Annotated in this window: 16 protein-coding genes and 1 tRNA gene; 7 read left to right on the plus strand and 10 right to left on the minus strand. The window is 70.6% G+C overall.

Annotated elements, in window-relative coordinates; all coding sequences use genetic code 11:
- The first annotated feature begins 4 nt into the window (after positions 1–4).
- From QE359_RS09925 to QE359_RS09940, 4 genes are all read left to right on the plus strand, one after another.
- Positions 5–81, plus strand: a tRNA-Pro gene (locus QE359_RS09925).
- Between the two features lie 36 nt (positions 82–117).
- Positions 118–1,425 (plus strand): trigger factor, encoded by a 1,308-nt coding sequence (gene tig / locus QE359_RS09930; RefSeq protein ID WP_309779028.1) that lies wholly within the window; start codon positions 118–120, stop codon positions 1,423–1,425.
- 167 nt (positions 1,426–1,592) lie between these two features.
- The gene (locus QE359_RS09935; protein WP_070416573.1) at positions 1,593–2,222 is read left to right on the plus strand and encodes an ATP-dependent Clp protease proteolytic subunit; all 630 of its coding nucleotides are present in this window, start codon (positions 1,593–1,595) and stop codon (positions 2,220–2,222) included.
- 29 nt (positions 2,223–2,251) lie between these two features.
- Positions 2,252–2,911 (plus strand): ATP-dependent Clp protease proteolytic subunit, encoded by a 660-nt coding sequence (locus QE359_RS09940; RefSeq protein WP_070416572.1) that lies wholly within the window; start codon positions 2,252–2,254, stop codon positions 2,909–2,911.
- Between the two features lie 68 nt (positions 2,912–2,979).
- On the opposite strand, the gene QE359_RS09945 is transcribed toward QE359_RS09940, so the two are convergent.
- Together QE359_RS09945 and QE359_RS09950 are read right to left on the minus strand one after the other, a co-directional pair.
- Positions 2,980–3,582 (minus strand): copper resistance protein CopC, encoded by a 603-nt coding sequence (locus QE359_RS09945; RefSeq protein WP_309779029.1) that lies wholly within the window; start codon positions 3,580–3,582, stop codon positions 2,980–2,982.
- A gap of 101 nt (positions 3,583–3,683) precedes the next feature.
- Complete coding sequence (locus tag QE359_RS09950) at positions 3,684–4,409, minus strand: YcnI family protein (RefSeq protein WP_309779030.1); 726 nt, start codon at positions 4,407–4,409, stop codon at positions 3,684–3,686.
- Between the two features lie 215 nt (positions 4,410–4,624).
- Between QE359_RS09950 and clpX the strand changes: the two genes are divergently transcribed.
- Positions 4,625–5,905, plus strand: a complete 1,281-nt coding sequence (clpX, locus tag QE359_RS09955; RefSeq protein WP_022907244.1) for an ATP-dependent Clp protease ATP-binding subunit ClpX — start codon at positions 4,625–4,627, stop codon at positions 5,903–5,905.
- Between the two features lie 302 nt (positions 5,906–6,207).
- On the opposite strand, the gene QE359_RS09960 is transcribed toward clpX, so the two are convergent.
- Complete coding sequence (locus QE359_RS09960) at positions 6,208–8,235, minus strand: M3 family metallopeptidase (RefSeq protein WP_309779031.1); 2,028 nt, start codon at positions 8,233–8,235, stop codon at positions 6,208–6,210.
- A gap of 88 nt (positions 8,236–8,323) precedes the next feature.
- The gene (locus tag QE359_RS09965) at positions 8,324–8,917 is read right to left on the minus strand and encodes a helix-turn-helix domain-containing protein (RefSeq protein ID WP_309779032.1); all 594 of its coding nucleotides are present in this window, start codon (positions 8,915–8,917) and stop codon (positions 8,324–8,326) included.
- Between the two features lie 121 nt (positions 8,918–9,038).
- Between QE359_RS09965 and QE359_RS09970 the strand changes: the two genes are divergently transcribed.
- On the plus strand, positions 9,039–9,875 hold the full coding sequence (locus QE359_RS09970) for an alpha/beta hydrolase (RefSeq protein WP_309779033.1): 837 nt from the start codon (positions 9,039–9,041) through the stop codon (positions 9,873–9,875).
- A gap of 90 nt (positions 9,876–9,965) precedes the next feature.
- Here the strand turns inward: QE359_RS09970 and QE359_RS09975 are convergent, their stop codons facing one another.
- Together QE359_RS09975 and valS are read right to left on the minus strand one after the other, a co-directional pair.
- On the minus strand, positions 9,966–10,217 hold the full coding sequence (locus tag QE359_RS09975) for a hypothetical protein (protein WP_071301756.1): 252 nt from the start codon (positions 10,215–10,217) through the stop codon (positions 9,966–9,968).
- A gap of 65 nt (positions 10,218–10,282) precedes the next feature.
- Positions 10,283–12,877 carry a valine--tRNA ligase gene (valS, locus tag QE359_RS09980; RefSeq protein WP_309779034.1) on the minus strand — a complete coding sequence of 865 codons (2,595 nt, stop codon included), beginning with the start codon at positions 12,875–12,877 and terminating at the stop codon, positions 10,283–10,285.
- A gap of 274 nt (positions 12,878–13,151) precedes the next feature.
- Here valS and proP point away from each other — a divergent pair, with 274 nt between their 5' ends.
- Positions 13,152–14,732 carry a glycine betaine/L-proline transporter ProP gene (gene proP, locus QE359_RS09985; RefSeq protein ID WP_309779035.1) on the plus strand — a complete coding sequence of 527 codons (1,581 nt, stop codon included), beginning with the start codon at positions 13,152–13,154 and terminating at the stop codon, positions 14,730–14,732.
- 200 nt (positions 14,733–14,932) lie between these two features.
- Here proP and QE359_RS09990 read toward each other — a convergent pair whose 3' ends face one another.
- Genes QE359_RS09990 through QE359_RS10005 form a run of 4 tightly spaced genes read right to left on the minus strand, consistent with a single transcriptional unit; the run spans position 14,933 to position 20,260 of the window.
- Entirely contained in the window at positions 14,933–16,690 is a 1,758-nt protein-coding gene (locus QE359_RS09990; protein WP_309779036.1) for an ATP-binding cassette domain-containing protein, read from the minus strand.
- On the minus strand, positions 16,687–17,568 hold the full coding sequence (locus QE359_RS09995; RefSeq protein ID WP_309779037.1) for an ABC transporter permease: 882 nt from the start codon (positions 17,566–17,568) through the stop codon (positions 16,687–16,689). The genes QE359_RS09990 and QE359_RS09995 overlap by 4 nt, the downstream gene beginning before the upstream one ends.
- Positions 17,565–18,596: an ABC transporter permease gene (locus QE359_RS10000; RefSeq protein ID WP_309779038.1), complete on the minus strand. Its 1,032-nt coding sequence runs from the start codon at positions 18,594–18,596 to the stop codon at positions 17,565–17,567. Before QE359_RS10000 ends, QE359_RS09995 begins: the two co-directional genes overlap by 4 nt.
- A 35-nt stretch (positions 18,597–18,631) precedes the next feature.
- Positions 18,632–20,260: an ABC transporter substrate-binding protein gene (locus tag QE359_RS10005; RefSeq protein ID WP_309779039.1), complete on the minus strand. Its 1,629-nt coding sequence runs from the start codon at positions 20,258–20,260 to the stop codon at positions 18,632–18,634.
- Between the last annotated feature and the right edge of the window lie 30 nt (positions 20,261–20,290).

Genomic DNA, 20,290 nt, shown 5'->3' on the forward strand with positions numbered 1-20,290 from the left:
CAAACGGGGCGTAGCTCAGCTTGGTAGAGCGCCCGCTTTGGGAGCGGGAGGTCGCAGGTTCAAATCCTGTCGCCCCGACCAGGACCACACGAACGTCAACCAACAGGAGAACATCCCTTGGCCACCAGCACCGTCGACAAGGTGAGCGACACCCGCGTCAAGCTCACCGTGAACGTGACGCCGGAAGATCTCAAGCCGAGCATCGACCACGCGTACAAGCACATCGCCGAGCAGATCAACATCCCCGGCTTCCGCAAGGGCAAGGTCCCGCCGGCGATCGTCGACCAGCGCGTCGGCCGCGGCGAGGTCCTGAACCACGCCGTCGGCGACGCCATCGACAACTTCTACCGCCAGGCGGTGGAGGAGCAGGAGCTGCGCATCCTCGGTCGTGCCGAGGCCGACGTCGCCGAGCTCCCGAACGTCAAGGACTTCACGGGCGACCTCGTCCTCACCTTCGAGGTGGACGTCCGTCCCGAGTTCGACCTGCCGGAGTACGACAAGTACGAGCTCACCGTCGACGCGGTCGAGGTCTCGGACGACGAGATCGAAGAGGAGCTGCAGAACCTGCGCACCCGCTTCGGTACGCTCGTCACGGTCGACCGCCCGGCGACGACGGGTGACTTCGCCCAGATCGACCTCACCGCCACCATCGGCGACGACGAGGTCGACTCGGCCACCGGCGTCTCCTACGAGATCGGCTCCGGCGACCTGCTCGAGGGCATCGACGAAGCGCTCGAGTCCCTCACCGCCGGCGAGTCCACCACCTTCGAGTCGAAGCTCGTCGGTGGCGACCGCGAAGGCGAGATCGCCCAGATCGCCGTGACCGTCACCGCCGTCAAGGAGCGCGAGCTCCCCGAGGCCGACGACGAGTTCGCGCAGATCGCCAGCCAGTTCGACACGATCGACGAGCTCAAGGCGGACCTCAAGGAGCAGATCGCGAAGTCCAAGACCTTCGGTCAGGGCGCCGCGGCCCGCGACAAGCTCGTCGAGAAGCTCATCGAGGACGTCGACATCCCGATCTCGGAGCAGCTCATCGAGGACGAGGTGCACCGCCACCTCGAGCAGGAGAACCGCCTCGAGGACGACGAGCACCGCAAGGAGGTCTCCGAGTCCAGCGAGAAGGCCTTCCGCTCGCAGATCCTCCTCGACTCGATCGCCGAGAAGGAAGAGATCCAGGTCTCGCAGGAGGAGCTCACGCAGTACCTCATCCAGGCCGCTGCGCAGTACGGCATGGAGCCGGGCGAGTTCATCAAGGTCATCGACCAGAACGGGCAGATCCCGGGCATGGTCGGCGAGGTCGCGCGCTCGAAGGCCGTCGCGACCGTCCTCTCCAAGGTGACCGTCAAGGACACCAACGGTGACGACGTCGACCTCTCCGCCTTCACGGCGGGGGTCGCGCAGACGCCTGCGGAGGACGCCGAGTAACGATCTCGACGCCACCAGCACGACGGACGGGAGGCGCGGTGCCAGCTGGCACCGCGCCTCCCGTCCGTATTTCGGCACCACCGCATTGCCGACAGCGAACAGACGAGAAGTGGTGCGTTGCACCCGATAAGTTCGACAACAAGCGACAACTGAACGGGAGCTTTTCCATGGCCGAAGCGACACTGAACCCCAGTGTTTTTGACCGCCTTCTGAGAGACCGGATCGTGTGGCTCGGCTCCGAGGTCCGCGACGACAACTCGAACGAGATCGCAGCCAAGCTGCTGATGCTCGCCGCCGAGGACCCTGAGAAGGACATCTACCTCTACATCAACTCGCCCGGTGGCTCGATCACCGCCGGTATGGCGATCTACGACACGATGCAGTTCGTGCCGAACGACATCGTCACGGTGGGCATCGGCCTCGCCGCCTCGATGGGGCAGTTCCTGCTCTCGTCGGGCACCCCGGGCAAGCGCTACATCACCCCGAACGCGCGTGTGCTCCTGCACCAGCCGTCGGGTGGGTTCGGTGGTACCGCCGCCGACATCCAGACGCAGGCGAAGGTCATCCTCGACATGAAGCAGCGGATGGCCGAGCTCACGGCGGAGCAGACCGGCAAGTCGATCGAGCAGATCCTCAAGGACAACGACCGCGACAACTGGTTCACGGCGCAGGAAGCCCTCGAGTACGGCTTCGTCGACCACCTCCGTGCATCGTCGACCGAGGTCATCGGCGGTGGTGGCACCGTCGGCGACGGCGAGACCCCCACCGACGCGGCCGAGCCCGACGCCCAGTCCTGACCCCACCCACCGAAGAAAAGGAAACGAGAATGCATCTCCCCATGCTCGGTGGCGCGCAGAACGTCCCGGCCCCCACTGATCGGTACATCCTGCCGAGCTTCGAAGAGCGCACGGCCTACGGCTACAAGCGGCAGGACCCGTACGCGAAGCTGTTCGAGGACCGCATCGTGTTCCTCGGCGTCCAGGTCGACGACGCGTCGGCCGACGACGTCATGGCCCAGCTGCTCGTGCTCGAGTCGATGGACCCGGACCGCGACATCGTGATGTACATCAACTCGCCCGGTGGCTCGTTCACCGCGATGACGGCGATCTACGACACGATGCAGTACATCCGTCCGCAGATCCAGACGGTCTGCCTCGGTCAGGCTGCCTCGGCGGCGTCGGTGCTCCTCGCTGCCGGTACCCCCGGCAAGCGTCTGGCGCTCCCGAACGCCCGCGTGCTCATCCACCAGCCGGCGGTCCAGCAGGGCGGCGGTCAGGCCTCCGACATCGAGATCCAGGCAGCGGAGATCCTCCGCATGCGCACCTGGCTCGAGGAGACCCTGTCGAAGCACTCGAACCGCACGCCGGAGCAGGTCAACAACGACATCGAGCGCGACAAGATCATGTCCGCCGAAGAGGCGCTCGAGTACGGCCTGATCGACCAGGTCCTCACGAGCCGCAAGAACCTGCCGGCGCTCGTCAAGTAGTACCGGCGACCCGCACGACGAAGGCCCCGCACCGATCGGTGCGGGGCCTTCGTCGTGCCGTGGTGCCGTCAGTCGTCGGTGGTGTCGTCGGCCGCGGGGGCGGGGCGACGACGCAGGAGCAGCAGGAGCGCGACGACGAGCCCGACGAGCACGACGCCGCCGGCACCGATCCAGAGGGCGTCGGACGTCGTGGAGTCGGTGTCGCCCGAGGCGGTGCCCGTGGTGTCGGCACTGGCACTCGCCGCGCTGCCGGCCGTGGCGCAGACGGGCGGGGTGGACGAGCCCTTCGACGGTGTGAACCCCGCGGGGGCGTCCCACGTGAAGCGGTACTCGTCGGACACGGTGTGCCCGTCGGCGGAGACGATCTGCCACTCGACGGTGTACTTCCCCGAGGCGCCGAGTGCGGGCGTCGTGGTCATCGAGGGGCCGTCCACGTCGAGGCAGCCGTCCTCGTAGTACTTCCCGTCGGGGCCGACGATCCGGTAGGCGAAGCCCGAGTTCGTGTCGTCGATGTCGAGCAGCTTGTCGTTCGTCGTGATCTCGAAGGCCTTCGGCAGCGCGGTCAGCGTGCCGTCGACCTTCGGGGTCGAGGCGATCATGTAGTTGTGCGCGCTGGCGGGGCCGGCCAGGCCGAGGACCGCACCGCCTGCGATGGCGAGGGTGGCGGCCACACCGGCACCGCGCCTCCAGGCCCGCCGGAGGCGCGGTGACCGCCCCGTCGACGTGACGCGGTCCGTCGTCGTGACGCGCCTCGTCGAGGTGTCGCGCTCCGTCACTTGGAGGCGCTCCGACGGCGGGTGCCGGCGACGGCGACGACCAGGGCGGCTGCGCCGAGCACCAGGCCGCCGAGGCCGAGGAAGCGTCCGACGAGGTCGGGGTCGGCGGGCGTGGACTCCGCTGCCGCTGCGGCCGTGGGGGTGGCGGCGACGGGGTCACCGTCGTCGTCGGTGGCCCCGGCCGCGGTCAGCGTGATCGAGGGCGCGGGGTGCTCGGGCTCGGATTCTCCGGCCTTCTGCTCCTGGTTCCACTCGACCGAGCCCTTCTCGCAGGTCTGCAGGGCCGGGAACTCGACGAGGTCGCCGGGCTTGCCGTCCGGGAGCGAGAAGGACAGCGCGAAGGTGTCGCGCTCGTCGGCGGGGAGCGGGGTCTTCGCCGTGTAGGTGACGCTCGTGACGCGTTCGCCCGCGTCCTCGGCGGACTCGTCGTCCGCGGAGGCCGACGGGCTCGTGTACGGCGCCGTGGCCTTCGTGATCGTCCAGTTCGGGTTGACGGTCGGCGTGACCTCGATGACGGACTCCGGCACCTGGAACTCGATCTTCGTCGTGGGGGAGCCGTCGCAGCCGTGCGGGACGGAGAAGGTGGCGGTCGTGTACGAGTTCGCCGCGGTCGAGGTGGCCGTCGCCGAGACGTGGGCGCTGGCGACACCCGCGGTGCCGAGGACGATCGCAGCGGTGACGCCGAGGGTCGCGGTACCGACGACGGCGAGGCGCTTGGACATGGGGTTCCTTCCGGGACTGCGGGTTCTCCGACCCGCGACTGCGGTTCTACAACTTGTAGAGAAGTCGTGCACACGGTAGCAGGATCGAACGCCCTGGGCGAACGCGCCGGTCGAAACCGGCTCGGCGTCGCGGTCGGTGTCACCGGTTGCGATTAGGCTCGGTATGAGTCGGGCAGGTCGTCGACCTGCATCGGTCTACCAAGGAGGGCACCGACATGGCACGCATCGGAGAGAGCGCTGACCTGCTCAAGTGCTCCTTCTGCGGCAAGAGCCAGAAGCAGGTCCAGCAGCTGATCGCCGGTCCCGGGGTGTACATCTGCGACGAGTGCGTCGAGTTGTGCAACGAGATCATCGAAGAGCGACTGGCCGAAGCCGGCGAGGACACCGCCAGCGGTGACTTCGAGCTCCCCAAGCCGCGCGAGATCTTCGACTTCCTGCAGGAGTACGTCATCGGGCAGGACCCGGCGAAGCGCTCCCTCGCGGTGGCGGTCTACAACCACTACAAGCGCATCCGCGCGCAGGGGCAGATCACGGCAGCCGAAGACCGCGACGACATCGAGATCGCGAAGTCGAACATCCTGCTCATCGGGCCGACCGGCTGCGGCAAGACCTACCTCGCCCAGACCCTCGCGAAGCGGCTCAACGTGCCCTTCGCCGTCGCGGACGCCACCGCCCTGACCGAGGCCGGCTACGTCGGCGAAGACGTCGAGAACATCCTGCTCAAGCTCATCCAGGCGGCCGACTACGACGTGAAGCGTGCCGAGACCGGCATCATCTACATCGACGAGGTCGACAAGATCGCGCGCAAGGCCGAGAACCCGTCGATCACGCGCGACGTCTCGGGCGAAGGCGTGCAGCAGGCGCTCCTCAAGATCCTCGAGGGCACGGTCGCCTCGGTCCCGCCGCAGGGCGGTCGGAAGCACCCGCACCAGGAGTTCATCCAGATCGACACGACGAACGTGCTGTTCATCGTGGCGGGGGCGTTCGCCGGACTCGAGGACATCGTCTCGTCGCGCGTCGGCAAGCGGGGCATCGGCTTCGGTGCACCCCTGCACAGCCCGCTCGACCAGCAGGACCTCTACGCTGACGTCCTGCCGGAAGACCTGCACAAGTTCGGGCTCATCCCGGAGTTCATCGGGCGTCTCCCCGTCGTGACCACGGTGTCGCAGCTCGACCAGTCGGCGCTCATGCAGATCCTGACCGAGCCGAAGAACGCGCTCGTGAAGCAGTACCAGCGGATGTTCCAGATCGACGGGGTGGAGCTCGAGTTCGATCGGGGTGCGCTCGAGGCGATCGCGGACCTCGCGGTGTTGCGGCAGACGGGTGCTCGTGGGCTCCGGGCGATCCTCGAAGAGGTGCTCGGGCCGGTGATGTTCGACGTGCCGTCGGACGACGATGTCGCACGCGTCGTGATCACCCGCGAGTCGGTGCTCGAGAACGCTGCGCCGACGATCGTCCCGCGGCCGAGGGCGAAGCGCGTCGAGAAGTCCGCGTAGCGCAGGGCGCGCGGCGCGCGCTTGCTGCGCTTCGCTTCGCGCGCTGCGCGCCGCCGCGCGAGCTGGCGTCTCGCGCGGCGGCGGGCCGGGCGCACGTTCGAACCACGTTTCCGACGTCGAACCGGCCTTCGGTGGTGGTTCGATGTCGGATTCGTGGTTCGACGCTGCGCGTCGGCGCGCTGCGCACAGCGCAAGTCGCCCCGAGCCGCGCATGCGCGCGGCTCGGGGCGACTTTGGTTGTGCGCCGGCAGCTTGCGCCGCAGGGCGGCGCGCAGCGTGCGCGCGCGCAGCGCGCCTCCGCCCTACTCCAGCCCGCGGCGCCGCAACAGCGGCCCCACCTCGGCATCGCGCCCGCGGAAGTCCCGGTACGCCTCGAGCGGGTCCTTCGCCCCGCCGACGCCGAGCAACTTCGACGCGAATCGCTCACCCGCTGCGCGCGAGAGCCCACCGTTCGAGCGGAACCACTCCACCGTGTCGGCATCGAGGACCTCGGACCAGATGTACCCGTAGTACCCGGCGTCGTACCCGCCCGAGAACGTGTGCGCGAAGTACGTCGACGAGTACCGCGGCGGGACGGCCTCGACCGCGATGCCTGCGGATTCCAGAGCCGCCCGCTCGAAGTCCTCGACCGAGGTCACGGAAGCCGCCGAGGCAGCGGAGAGCCGGTGCCACGCCTGGTCGAGCAGTGCCGCGGCGAGGTACTCCGTCGTCGCGAACCCCTCGTTGAAGCCGGCGGAGTCGCTGAGCCCCAGGACGAGCTCCGGCGGCAGCGGTGCCCCGGTCTCGTGGTGCTTGGCGTAGTTCGCCAGGACGGACGGCCACGACACCCACATCTCGTTCACCTGCGACGGGAACTCGACGAAGTCCCGCTCCACGTTCGTGCCCGAGAAGCGGGGGTAGGTGGTGCGGGCGATGAGGCCGTGCAGCGCGTGCCCGAACTCGTGGAAGAGCGTCTCGACCTCGTCCTGGATGAGGAGCGTCGGCGATCCGGCGGCCGGCTTCGCGACGTTGAGGTTGTTCACGACGACGGGCAGCGTGCGGAGCAGCGCGGACTGCTCCACGACGGGGTTCATCCACGCGCCGCCGCGCTTGCCGTCCCGCGTGTAGAGGTCGAGCAGGTAGAGCCCGACCTCCTCACCGGAGGCGCCGCGCACCTCGAACACCCGCACCTCGTCGTTGTACCCGTGCAGGTCGGGGCGCTCGGTGAACGTCAGCCCGTAGAGCTCGCCGGCAGCGTGGAAGACGCCGTCGTGCAGCACCCGGTCGGCCTCGAAGTAGGGGCGGAGCGCCGAGCTGTCCGCCGCGAACTGCTCACCGCGCAGGAGTTCGGTCGCGTACGCCCAGTCCCACGACTCGACCTCGTGACCGAGCACCCGGGCGCGGACGTCCCGTTCGTCGTCGGCGTTGCGAGCGGCCGCGCCCACAAGGGACGACAGCAGACCGTCGACGGCTTCGGGCGTCCCGGCGGTCTCGTCGGCCGTGACGACCGCGGCGTGGTTCGGGAAGCCGAGCAGTTCGGCGCGCTCGGCCCGGAGTCGGACGATGCGCAGGAGGACGTCACGGTTGTCGTGTTCGTTGCCCCGACGGCCACGGGAGAGCGACGCCTCCATGATCCGCCGACGCAGCCCGCGGTCGGCCAGCGACGACAGCCACGGATGCCCGGTGTAGAGCGGCAGTGTGATGAGCCAGCCGTCGAGCCCCCGGTCGGCAGCGGCTGCGGCGGCGGCGGACTTGGCGCCGTCGTCGAGGCCCGACAGTTCCGAAGCGTCCGACACGTGCACGGCGAGGTCGTTCGTGTCCTCGAGCAGGTTCCGCTCGAAGGTCGTCGTGAGGGTCGAGAGCTCCTGGTTGATCGCGGTGAGCCGTTCCTTGCCGGCGTCGTCGAGCCCCGCGCCCGCGAGGGTCATCTCGGTGTGCGTCCGCTCGACCAGCCGACGGTCCTCGTCAGTGAGGTCGGCCCGGTCGTCGAGCGAATCGCGGACCGCTGCCACCCGTGCGTACAGACGTCCGTCGAGCGTGATCGCGTCGCGGTGCGCGGCGAGGAGCGGGGAGACCTCGGACTCGAGGTCGTGTAGCTCCGGCGTCGAGTCCGCCGACGACAGCGTGAAGAACACGTGGCTCACGCGGGCGAGCAGCTGCCCGGTGCGCTCGAGCGCCACGAGCGTGTTCTCGAAGGTGGGTTCGTCGGGGGAGGCGGCGATCGCCTCGACCTCGGTGCGCTGCTCGGCCATGCCGGCGTCGAACGCGGGGCGGTAGTGCTCGAGCCGTACCTCGCGGAACGGCGGGAGGGCGTAGGGAAGGGTGCTCGGTCCATCGAACGGGGTTGCCATCGCTCCACCCTACGGACCGGTGACGCCGTCGGACGGGAGGCGCGGTGCGGACCCGACCCGCGCCTCCCGTCCGACGGTCGGTCGCGTCTCAGGCGCGCGTCGCCGCGTCGATGAGGGTCTCGGCTGCCCGCCGCGCGTGCCGCGCCGGCGTCGTCGACCCGGCGATCGCGGCGGTGGTCTGCGCCCCCTCGGCGAGGAGGGCGAGCTGGGCGGCGAGTTCCTCGGCGGTGGCGGGGTCGCGGACGACCGAGGCCGCGAGGTCCTGCACGAAGCGCTGGAACGAGTCCTTGTGGGCACGGGCGATCTCGGCGACGGCGGGGGAGGTCGCCCCGAGCTCGCCGAACGCGTTGATGAACCCGCAGCCGCGGAAGGTGTCGTCGCCGAACCACGACTCGAGGAAGTCGTAGACCGCGAGCAGCTTGTTACGCGGGGTGGTGGCGGTGTCGACCGCGCCGTGGACTCCGTGTTCCCAGACGTCGTGGCGTCCGGCGAGGACCGCGGCGATCAGCTGCTCCTTGCCGGGGAACGCGGCGTAGAGCTTCTTGAGCGACACCCCGGCGCCGGTGCGGATCTCGTCCATGCCGACGGACTGGATGCCGCGCGCGTAGAAGAGCTGGTCGGCGACGTCGACGATGTGTGCCCGGACGTCGGGGTCGACGGTCGGGAGCGTGCTGGTTGCCATGGCGTACCCCGTTCGCTGCGTGTTCACCGTTCTCGACTTGCGCCGGGAACGACCGTTCTCTAGTGTAAGCCACATCGACGGAGAACGACCGTTCTCCGCAAGGTTCAGGGAAGGAACGACCATGGGTGCCATCACCGTCGGGACCGAGAACAGCGTCGACATCGAACTCCACTACGAGGACAAGGGAACCGGCCAGCCGATCGTGCTGATCCACGGCTTCCCGCTCGACGGCAACTCGTGGGAGGGTCAGGTCCCGGCCCTGCTCGACGCCGGCTACCGCGTGATCACGTACGACCGCCGTGGGTTCGGACAGTCCTCGCAGCCGTCGACCGGGTACGATTACGACACCTTCGCCGACGACCTCCACATGGTCCTGACGACCCTCGACCTGCACGACGTGATCCTCGTCGGCTTCTCGATGGGCACCGGCGAGATCGCCCGGTACATCGGCCGCCACGGCGAGGACCGGATCGCGAAGGTCGCGTTCCTGGCCTCGCTCGAGCCCTTCCTGGCGATCACCGACGACAACCCCGACGGCGCCGGCCCGATGTCGTTCTTCGAGGGCATCGCCGCCGACGTGAAGAAGGACCGGTACGCGTACTTCACGAACTTCTACCAGGACTTCTTCAACCTGTCGGAGAACCTCGGCTCCCGCATCTCGGAAGAGGCCGTCCGGAACGCGTGGAACGTCGCTGCCGGGTCGGGTGCGATCGCGTCCGCCGCGGCACCGCTGACCTGGCCGACCGACTTCCGTCAGGACATCCCGAAGGTCACCGTCCCGGCGCTCATCGTGCACGGCACGGCGGACAACATCCTGCCGATCGACGCCACCGGCCGACGCTTCACCAAGGCACTGCCCGCGGCGGAGTACGTCGAGATCGAGGGCGCCCCGCACGGCCTGCTCACCACGCACACCGCCGAGGTGAACGAGGTGCTCCTGGGGTGGCTCGCAAAGTAGCGCGCGTGCCCGCATCGTGAGCGGAAATGGTCGGGTTCCCCAGTGGGACCCGACCATTTCTGCTCACCAAGCGATGCGGCGCGAGCGCCCTCAGTCCTCCTCGGGGGCGTCGTCGGGGTTCGTGACCTGGGCGTGCCCGGCGTCGTCGAGGTGGATCGAGGTGCCGTCGTCGAGCGCGACCATCGGCTTGCCCTCGAGGAAGGTCAGGGTCCAGCCCCACCCCGCCGTGTCGACCGACTCCGACGCGAGCTCGTCCTCGACACCCCGCACGGCGACGACCATCGCCTCGGGGAGTTGCCCGGGTGCCTCGGCACCCACGTTCCAGCGTCTGCCCAACTGCATCCGTGCCTCCAGTCCGGTGGTGGACGGGCCGGATCGCACACGCGACCCGGCCCGGACGACCGACGTTACGCCTGCTGTTCCGCCAGCTCGATCTCGGTGACGGCCAGCTCCGCGCCGTCCTCGAACGACAGGTTCTCGATGCGGCCGACGGCCGCCAGGTCGACCGCCGCGCGCTCGATGAGCGCCCGCGTCTCGGCCGGGGCCTGCACGACGGCGCGCGTCACGGGCGTCTTCTGGGACGCTTTGGCGGCCGTCTTCGCCCCGCGGATGCCGATGAGCGCCTGGCCCACCGCCCCGAGGAGCCCCGTCGGCTCGGCCTGCGTGGGCAGCTCGGCCACGGTCGGCCAGGAGGCGCGGTGCACGCTGGTCTCGTGGGTCCAGGCCCACACTTCCTCCGTCGCGAACGGGAGGAACGGTGCCAGCAGGCGCAGCAGCGCGTCGATCGCGGCGCGGAGCGCGAGGACCGCGCTCGCCTGGGTCTCGTGCGTCGCGTCCGAGGCGGTACCGTACGCGCGCTCCTTGACGAGCTCGAGGTAGTCGTCGCAGAAGGTCCAGAAGAAGCGCTCGATCACCTCGAGGGCACGGGCGTGGTCGAACGCGTCGAACGCCGTGGTGGCCTGGTCGATGACCGACCCGAGCTCGGCGAGCACGTCGACGTCGAGCGGCTCGGTGACGCTCGTGGCGCCTTCGGGTAGCGGGAAGCTGTAGACGAACTTCGCGGCGTTGAGGACCTTGATCGCCAGACGACGACCGACCTTGATCTGCTTCGGGTTCTGCGGGTCGAACGCCGCGTCGGTGCCGAGCTTCGACGAGGCCGCCCAGTAGCGGACCGCGTCGGCGCCGTGCTGTTCGAGGATCGACAGCGGCGTGACGACGTTGCCCTTCGACTTCGACATCTTCTTGCGGTCGGGGTCCACGATGAAGCCGGAGATGCTCGCGTGCTTCCACGGGACGGTGTCCGCTTCGAGCTGGCTGCGGAGCACCGTCGTGAACAGCCACGTGCGGATGATGTCCTGCGCCTGCGGGCGGACGTCGTACGGGTAGACGAGGTCGTAGAGCGCCGGGTCGGTCTCCCACTTGCCCGCGAGCTGCGGGGTGAGCGACGAGGTGGCCCAGGTGTCCATCACGTCGAGCTCGCCCTGGAACCCGCCGGCGACACCGCGCTGGTCCTCGGTGTAGCCCGGGGCCGGCTCGGACGCCGGGTCGACGGGGAGCTGGGCCTCGGTCGGGACGATCGGCTGGTCGAAGACCGGGTTGCCGTCGGCGTCGAGCGGGTACCAGACCGGCAGCGGCACGCCGAAGAAGCGCTGGCGCGAGATGAGCCAGTCGCCGGAGAGGCCGCCGACCCAGTTGTCGTACCGGACGCGCATGAAGTCCGGGTGGAACGCGATCTCGTCGCCGCGCTGCCGGAGGGTCGCCTTGAGCTGCTCGTCGCGGGCGCCGTTCACGATGTACCACTGGCGGGTCGAGACGATCTCGAGCGGCTTGTCGCCCTTCTCGAAGAACTTCACGGGGTGGTTGATCGTCTTCACGTCGCCGATCAGCTCGCCGGACTCGGTCAGGGCGTCCACGACGACCTTCTTCGCCGAGAACACGGTCTTGCCGGCCATCTCGGCGTAGAGCGCCTTGCCGCCGTCGGACTCGATCCAGGCCGGCTCGTCGGAGCGGACGCGACCGTCGAACCCGATGATCGCGCGGTTCGGCAGCTGCAGCTCGCGCCACCACACGACGTCGGTGGTGTCGCCGAAGGTGCAGACCATCGCGATGCCGGCGCCCTTGTCCTGCTGCGCGAGGTGGTGCGCGAGCACCGGGACCTCGACGTCGAACAGGGGGGAGCGGACCGTCGTGCCGAAGAGGTCCTGGAAGCGCTCGTCGTCCGGGTGCGCGACGAGGGCGACGCACGCGGGGAGCAGCTCGGGGCGGGTGGTCTGGATGACGACGTCGTCGCCGCCGTCCGTGCGGTGGAAGGCGATGCCGTGGTACGCGCCCGGCATCTCCTTGTCCTCGAGCTCGGCCTGGGCCACGGCCGTGCGGAACGTGACGTCCCAGAGCGTCGGGGCGTCGGCCTGGTAGGCCTCACCACGCTCGAGGTTGCGGAGGAAGGCACGCTGGGCGCTCGCCCGCGAGGTGTCGTCGATCGTCCGGTACGACTGCGTCCAGTCGACGGAGAGGCCGAGCGTGCGGAAGAGGTGCTCGAACTGCTGCTCGTCCTGCACGGTCAGGCGCTCGCACAGCTCGATGAAGTTGCGGCGCGACACCGGGATCTGGTCGGCCGCCTTCGACGACTTGTTGTCCCCGCCCTCGAACGGCGGCACGAAGGTGGCGTCGTAGGGGAGCTGCGGGTCGCAACGGACGCCGTAGTAGTTCTGCACGCGGCGCTCGGTGGGGAGACCGTTGTCGTCCCAGCCCATCGGGTAGAAGACGTGCTTGCCGCGCATGCGCTCGTACCGGGCCTTGAGGTCGGTGTGCGTGTACGAGAACACGTGCCCGATGTGGAGCGAACCGGAGGCGGTCGGCGGCGGGGTGTCGATCGAGTAGACGTTGCTGCGGTCGCCGGCGGCGTCGCGGTCGAACCGGTAGGTGCCGTCCTGCTCCCAGACCGGGCCCCAGACGTCTTCGAGTCCGTCCACCGTGGGCTTCTCGGGCATGGGCTTCGACATGGCGGGCCTTCCGTTCGGTGCGGTGCTGCGACCGCTGTGTGCGGCACCGAGTCCGTGATGAGGTGCCTGAGTGTGTGCGCGTGCTGCGCAGTCCCACGATCGTAGCGGCTCGCACCGACCCTTCGGTGGCCGATAGCACACGGATCCGGCAGACACGCCGGGCAGCTGATAGTCTGTCGGAGTTTGTCCGGCGGACGCGGGATTCGCAGGGACTGCAGCGCCGCCGTCCGCCGGGCGCCCGAAGGCAAGACACAGCACTACCGGAGGAACTCACGTGGCACCGAACGAAGCAGGAAACGCACGGGGCGACCGCCCCCTGCGCACCAAGGGCGCCGCGAAGCGCGCACGCCGCAAGCTGACCGAGGACGACGTCACCGTCGTCGAGGAGTCGCTGCTCAAGCGTGCCGTCGCGGCCGCCGCGCTCGGCAACGCCATGGAGTGGTTCGACTTCGGCATCTTCGCCTACCTCACGGTGACGATCTCGAAGGTCTTCCTCCCCGAGGGCGACCCCGCCGCGAACATCGTCGCGACCTTCGGCTTCTTCGCCGCAGCGTTCATCGTGCGCCCCATCGGCGGTGCGGTCTTCGGCCCGATCGGCGACCGGATCGGCCGACAGAAGGTCCTCGCCCTCACGATGATCCTGATGGCCGCTGGCACGCTCATGATCGGCCTGATCCCGAGCTACAGCTCGATCGGCTTCTGGGCGCCCGTGCTGCTGCTGGTGGCGCGGTTCGTGCAGGGCTTCTCGACCGGTGGTGAGTACGGCGGGGCGGCGACGTTCATCGCCGAGTACTCGCCGGACAAGCGCCGCGGGTTCATGGGCTCGTGGCTCGAGTTCGGCACCCTCGCCGGCTACGTGCTCGGCGCATCGATCGTCACGGGCCTGCAGTTCGGCCTCTCCGAGGACGCCCTGCTCAGCTGGGGCTGGCGCATCCCGTTCATCATCGCCGGTCCGCTCGGCCTGATCGGTCTCTACCTGCGCCTCAAGCTGGAGGAGACCCCGGCGTTCCAGAAGCAGCAGGAGCAGGCCGCCGAGCGCGAGGGGCAGAAGACCCCGTTCCTCAAGCTCTTCGCCGAGAACTGGCGCTCGCTGATCATCTGCATCGGTCTGGTCCTCGTGTTCAACGTGACCGACTACATGCTCCTGTCGTACATGCCGACGTACCTCGAGCAGAACCTCGGCCAGAACGCCACGTTCGGCCTGATCCTCATCGTGATCGTGATGATCCTCATGATGGTCGTCATCACGTTCGGTGGTCGCCTGTCCGACAAGTTCGGCCGACGTCCCGTGCTCGCCGCGGGCTGCGTCGGGTTCATCCTGCTGTCGTGGCCGGCGCTCAAGCTGGTGCAGACCGGTACCGGCGTGGGGGTCTTCGCGGGACTCCTGATCCTGGGCGTCGTGCTCGTGACGTTCACCTCGACCATGCCGTCGACCCTGCCGGCGCTGTTCCCGACGATCATCCGCTACGGCGCGCTCGCCATCGCGTTCAACGTGTCGGTGTCGCTCTTCGGTGGGACGACCCCGCTCGCCACCTCGGCGCTCATCAACGCCGCGAAGGACGCCGGCTACGGCTGGGCCGAGGACATCCCGGCGTTCTACCTGATGCTGGCCGCCCTGATCGGGCTCGTCGCCGTCTACTTCACCAAGGAGACGGCCGCGACGCCGCTGATGGGGTCCGGCCCCACGGTGGCGCACGAGGACGAGATCGCCGGGGTCATCGAGGACTACAACGACCCGGAGTCCGAGCTGGCGCAGTCCGACTGGGCGAAGGACTTCTCGACGAGCGAGATCCCGATCATCTCGGGCGACGTGCCGTCGTCCGGTGACGGTTCGAAGGAGCCCGCGGGCTCGTAGCCGCTGGCTGCCAGGAGGCACGGTGCGCGTCCGTCTCGGACGTCGCGCCGTGCCTCCGCTCGTCCGGGCGCGGTGCGCGGCGCGGCGGTGCGCGGCGCGGCCCTGCGCCGAGACTCGGCTGGCCGGACGTTCCTCGGGCCTCCGACCCGCGAAAGTGTCCGCCGGGCCGAGTCTCGGCGACCTCAGGCGCGCGGCGCGCGCTACGCGGCGCCGGCCGCGGGCTGCGGGCCCGCGGCGAGCCGCTCGGCGGCCCGCAGCAAGCGCGCGGTCACGGCGTGCGCCGGGCGGTCGAACACCGTCGCGGCGGGGCCGTGCTCGACGACGCGGCCCTCGTGCACGACCAGCACGTCGTCGGCCATCCGCCGGACGGCCCGGAGATCGTGCGACACGAAGACCATCGCCACCCCCGTGCTGTCCCGGAGCCCCTCGAGGAGCGTCAGCACCGCGTCCTGCACCGTGGTGTCGAGTGCGGTGACCGGTTCGTCGAGCACGATGACATCGGGCGACGTCGCGAGTGCGCGGGCGATCGCCAGGCGCTGCCGTTGCCCGCCGGACAGCGTCAGCGGCGAGCGTCGCCGGAGCGCAGGGTCGAGCCCCACCTGGTCGAGCGCCGCGTCGATGCGGGCACCGAGCGCACCACGGGCCGACCGCTCGGCGCCGAAGGTGAACGCGTCCGCGAGGACCCGCTCCACGCTCCACCGCTCGTCGAACGTCGCCCCGGGGTCCTGCACCACCGCGGACACCCGATGCCGCAGGGGCCGGCGGGTGCGTTCGTCGAGCGGGACCCACGGCGACGAGTCGAGCGTGACGGTGCCGGCGTCGGGGAGTTCGAGGCCGAGGAGCATCCTCGCGAGCGTGGTCTTGCCGGACCCCGACGCACCGATCACCCCGAGGACGCGCCCGCGCTCGAGCCCGAACGACACGTCGCGCACGGCGGGGACGCCGTCGAACGCCCGCGCGAGCCCCCGGGCGGCGAGCACCACGCCCGCACCGCGCGAGGCCGGTGGTTCGGTGCCGGGTTGCGCGCTGGGTGCGGCGTCGGAGCCTCGCACGCGGTGGTCCGCCGGGGTCTGGCCGACGAACCCCGCACCGTGCGTGCCGCCACCGCCGGCGAACCGCGCACCGTGCGTGGCCTCCGGCGCCCCGGCACTCTCCGCACCCGTCCCGCGCGCACCCGCCCCGGGCGCACCGGCACCCGCACCCGCGGCCCGCACCAGCGCCCGCGTCGCCTCGTGCTGCGGCGCCGCGAACACCGACGCCACCGGCCCCTGCTCCACCACGCGTCCCTCGTGCACGACGACCACCCGGTCCGCCCACCCCGCGACGAGCCCGAGGTCGTGCGTGATGACGAGCAGCCCGGCGCCGCGCGACTGGGCCGCACGCAGCTGCTCCATCACGGTGACCGCGACCCCGGCGTCGAGCGCGGTCGTCGGTTCGTCGGCGACCACGAGCTCCGGCGACCCGACCGTGGCCGCGGCGATGAGGGCGCGCTGGCGCATCCCGCCGGACAAGGAGCCCGCAAGCCGACCGTCCGTGGCGAGCGCCGGGTCGAGGCCGACCGCGGCGAGTGCGTCCCGCACGGCCCCCACCCGCTGCGCCGCCGTCATGTCCGTGTGCAGCCGGAGGGCGTCCGCGACCTCGCGCCCGACGGGACGCAGCGGGTCCAGGGCGCCCAGGGCCTCCTGGCCGACGTAGCCGACCCGCGAGCCGCGCACGCTCCGCCACCTGCGGTCCGAGAACGCCCGGACATCGAGCCCGGCCACGGTCAGCCGGTCGACCCGGACCGACGAGCCGGGCGCCGACAGGCCGAGCGCCGCCCGTGCGGTGACGGTCTTGCCGGAGCCGGAGGCGCCGACGAGCGCGACGCACTCGCCGGCATCGACGTGCAGCGCGACGTCCTGCACGACCACTGCCCCGCCGATGGTGACGGTCAGCCCCTGCACGTCGAGCACGGTCATCGGGTCGCTCCTGTTCGTCGGATCGCCCGGCCGAGCACGGTCACCGCGGTCGCCAGGACCACGATCGCGAGGCCGGGGAAGGTGCTCATCCACGGGGCCGTCTGCAGGTAGGTGCGACCGTCGGCCAGCATCGCGCCCCACTCCGGCGCCGGTGGCGGGGTGCCGACGCCGAGGTAGCTCAGCGCCGAGGCCCACACGATCGCCTGCCCGACGCCGAGCGTCCCGACCGCCACGACCGGCCAGAGCGCCGCGGGGAGCACGTGCCGCACGGTGATCACGGCGGGGGAGCGGCCCATCAGCACGGCTGTCTCGACGACCTGCGAGCGGCCCGCCCGGAGCACGAGCCCGCGGACGATCCGGGCGTACCCGGGCGCCGTGGCGAACCCGACCGCGAGCATCGCCGGGACGGGCCCGGGGCCGGTCACCGCGATGACGACGAGCGCCACGAGGAGCAGGGGGAGCGCGAACGCGACCTCGGTCAGTCGGCCGACGACCCCGTCGACGACGCGCCCGCCGAGTCCCGCGACCACGCCGAGCACGACCCCGACCCCGCCGCCGACGAGCGTCGCGACCACACCGACCACGAGCGACGCCCGCGTCCCGGCGACGACCCGGGCGAGGACGTCCCGCCCGGACTCATCGGTGCCGAACGGGCTCGACCACGACGGCGCCTGGAGCGCCTGCGCCGGGTGCACGGCGAGCGGGTCGCCACCGCCGAGCAGCGCCGGCCACACCGCCGCGACCACGGCCAGCGCCACGACGGCGGCAGCGGTCCATCCGGCCGGGCCGAGCGTCCCCCCACGGACTCGCTCGGACCGTCCGGCGGACGCGTCACCCTGGGCACCGGCCTGGAGGCGCGGTTCGGCGATCCCGCTCACCGTGCGCCCGCCCCGTGCCGGGTGACGCGCGGGGCGCGACGCCGGGTCGCCCCCGCCTCGGCCGTCCCGCCGGCACGCGGGTCCACCACACGCTCGACGAGGTCCGCGACGGCGAGCACGACCACGTACGCGGCGGCCGACACCAGCGCGATGCCCGCGACGAGCGGCATGTCCCGCTGCGTCACCGCGGTCACGAGTGCGCGCCCGATGCCCGGGAGCGCGAACACCGACTCGACGACGACCGCACCGGACACGAGCGAACCGAACGCCCACGCGGACAGGGCGATCCCCGGGAGTGCGGCGTGCCGGAGCAGGTGCCGGCCGAACAGTCCCGCGCGGGTCTCGCCACGACTGCGGGCCGCGAGTGCGAAGGCCGACCGCTGTGCGTCGACCACGCCGTCCCGGACGGTCTCGGCGAGGTACCCGGCGACCGGCACGGCCACCGTGACGACCGGCAGCACCCAGCCCCGGGCCGAGCCGTCGCTGACCGCCGGCACCCAGCCGAGGGCGCTGGCGAACACCACGATGAGGACGCTGCCGAGCCAGAAGTGCGGGGTGACGCTCGCGGTGACGCTCAGGGCGCTCGTGAGTCCCGCGGCGAACCGACCGCGCTGCGTCGACCACCACGCGGCGACGATGGCGAGCACCCAGGCGACGACGAGCCCGGCCACGGCCAGGGTCAGGGTGACCGGGAGCTGCTGCCCGAGGAGCGTCGACACCGGCGTCCGGAACGCGTACGAGTCACCGAGGTGCCCCGTCGCCAGACGCCCGAGGAACACCGCGTACTGCACGAGCACCGGCCGGTCGAGGCCGTACTCCTGTCGGACCTGCGCGACCGCCTCGGCCGAGGCCTGGGAGCCCGGTCCGCCGAGGATCGCGAGCGCCGGGTCGCCCGGGATGAGCCGGATCGCGACGAACACGATCGTGGCGACCGCCCAGAGCACCCCGATGCCGCCGGCCAGGCGGCGCAGTCCCCACAGGGTCCACGCCGACCACGCGGGGGGCGTGCCTCGACGTCCGCGACGCAATCCGTGCCTCCCGTCCGACGATCGCGAGGTCGCGATCAGCGGTCGATCCAGGCCGTGCCGAACCACGGCGTCGACACCGCGGTGGTCTGCACACCGTGCACGCTCGACCGCAGCAGGAAGTGGTTCTGCTGGTCGTAGAGCGGGAGGACGGTGCCGCTGGACAGGATGATCTCCTGCGCCTGCTCGTAGAGATCGCCGCGCTCGGACGTGTCCGAGGTCTGCGCAGCCCGCTGGAGCAGATCGTCGAGCTTCGGGTCGTCGAGCTGGGCGAGGTTCGCGAAGTACCCGGACGGTGCCGGCGTGATGCTGGCGGAGTCGTACAGGATGCGGAGGACGTCCGCGCCCACCTTCGTGTACGGCGCGCTGACGACGTCGTACTCGTTCGCCGCGAGGGCCGCGTACCAGCTGGAGAGGTCGAGCTCCTGCAGCACGACCTTGAAGCCGACGGCCTTCTCGGAGGCCTGGATCTGCTGGAACAGGCTGCGCTCGGCGGGGACGGACTGGTTCGTCGACACCGGGAACGTGACGGTCAGCTGCTCACCGTCCTTCTCGCGGATGCCGTCGCTGCCCACCTTCCAGCCGGCGTCGTCGAGGAGGCGCTTCGCCTTCGTCGGGGAGTACTGGAACAGGCTCTTGTCGGAGTACCCGTACGGCTCGACGCTGGAGAGCACCGAGTACGAGCGCTTCGCCGTCCCGAGGAAGAGCGACCGGATGCCGGGGTCGATCTCGGCGCCGGCGATGAATGCCTTGCGGACGGCCTCGTCCCGGAAGACCCCGTGGCCGGAGTTCAGCTCGAGGCGGTTCGACGCACCGGGGCGCGGAGCGTCGAGGTCGCGGATGGACCCCTTCGACGAGGCCGCCTTGAGCTGGTCGGGCTGGGCGTTGTCGATGACGTCGACCTGGCCGGACTGCAGCGCCGCGTACCGCGAGGTCGAGTCGGGCAGGAAGCGCCACGTGATGCCGTCGAGGCGGGGCTCCGTGCTCCCGCGGAGCGGCGTGTAGTCGGCGTTCTTGCGGAGCGTCACCCGGTCGCCGTGCTTCCAGCCGGTGACCTCGAACGGGCCGGTGCCGACCGGCGACTCGCAGTTCACCGCCTGCGAGCGCTCCAGCGCCTTCGGGGACTCCATGCCGACCCACGGCTGCGAGAACGACTCGAGCAGCGCGCTGTCCGGCCGGCTCAGCGTCAGGGTGACCGTGTGGTCGTCGGTGGCCGTCGCCTTCGTGATCGACTGCAGCGCGAGGTACCCCGTGCTCGACGCGGTCGCCGGGTCCTGCACGTGCTCGATGTTCGCCACGACCGCGGCGGCGTCGAAGGGCGTGCCGTCGGTGAAGGTCACGTCGTCGCGCAGCGTGAAGGTGAGCGTCCTGCCGTCGTCGCTCGTCGTCCAGGACTTCGCCAGCGCGGGGACGGGCTTGCCGTCGTCGAGCGCCGTGAGCTCCTCGATGTACTGGGTGGACAGGAGCGCCTGCGGGTAGTTGCCGCCGACGTGCGGGTCGAGGCAGGTCGGTTCGGCGTCGCCCGAGGCGTACGTGAGCGTGCCGCCGTCGACCGGTGTGGTGTTCGACGTCGCGGTGCCGCCACCGGTGCAGCCGGCGAGCACGAGGAGCAGTGCGGCGGCGCCGGCGACCACGGCGGTGGTTTTCTGTACTGAGTCCAAGATCATGGCTGAACGAGTCTAGCGGTTTACTGGGGC

Source organism: Curtobacterium sp. SORGH_AS_0776 (assembly GCF_031453355.1).
In the GTDB taxonomy this organism is placed as follows: domain Bacteria; phylum Actinomycetota; class Actinomycetes; order Actinomycetales; family Microbacteriaceae; genus Curtobacterium.

Coding starts and splice junctions, on each gene's coding strand:
- QE359_RS09935 (WP_070416573.1), top strand. CDS start 1,593: ATGGCCGAAGCGACACTGAACCCCAGTGTTTTTGACCGCCTTCTGAGA.
- QE359_RS09940 (WP_070416572.1), top strand. CDS start 2,252: ATGCATCTCCCCATGCTCGGTGGCGCGCAGAACGTCCCGGCCCCCACT.
- QE359_RS09950 (WP_309779030.1), bottom strand. CDS start 4,409: ATGTCCAAGCGCCTCGCCGTCGTCGGTACCGCGACCCTCGGCGTCACC.
- clpX (WP_022907244.1), top strand. CDS start 4,625: ATGGCACGCATCGGAGAGAGCGCTGACCTGCTCAAGTGCTCCTTCTGC.
- QE359_RS09960 (WP_309779031.1), bottom strand. CDS start 8,235: ATGGCAACCCCGTTCGATGGACCGAGCACCCTTCCCTACGCCCTCCCG.
- QE359_RS09965 (WP_309779032.1), bottom strand. CDS start 8,917: ATGGCAACCAGCACGCTCCCGACCGTCGACCCCGACGTCCGGGCACAC.
- QE359_RS09970 (WP_309779033.1), top strand. CDS start 9,039: ATGGGTGCCATCACCGTCGGGACCGAGAACAGCGTCGACATCGAACTC.
- QE359_RS09975 (WP_071301756.1), bottom strand. CDS start 10,217: ATGCAGTTGGGCAGACGCTGGAACGTGGGTGCCGAGGCACCCGGGCAA.
- valS (WP_309779034.1), bottom strand. CDS start 12,877: ATGTCGAAGCCCATGCCCGAGAAGCCCACGGTGGACGGACTCGAAGAC.
- QE359_RS09990 (WP_309779036.1), bottom strand. CDS start 16,690: ATGACCGTGCTCGACGTGCAGGGGCTGACCGTCACCATCGGCGGGGCA.
- QE359_RS10005 (WP_309779039.1), bottom strand. CDS start 20,260: ATGATCTTGGACTCAGTACAGAAAACCACCGCCGTGGTCGCCGGCGCC.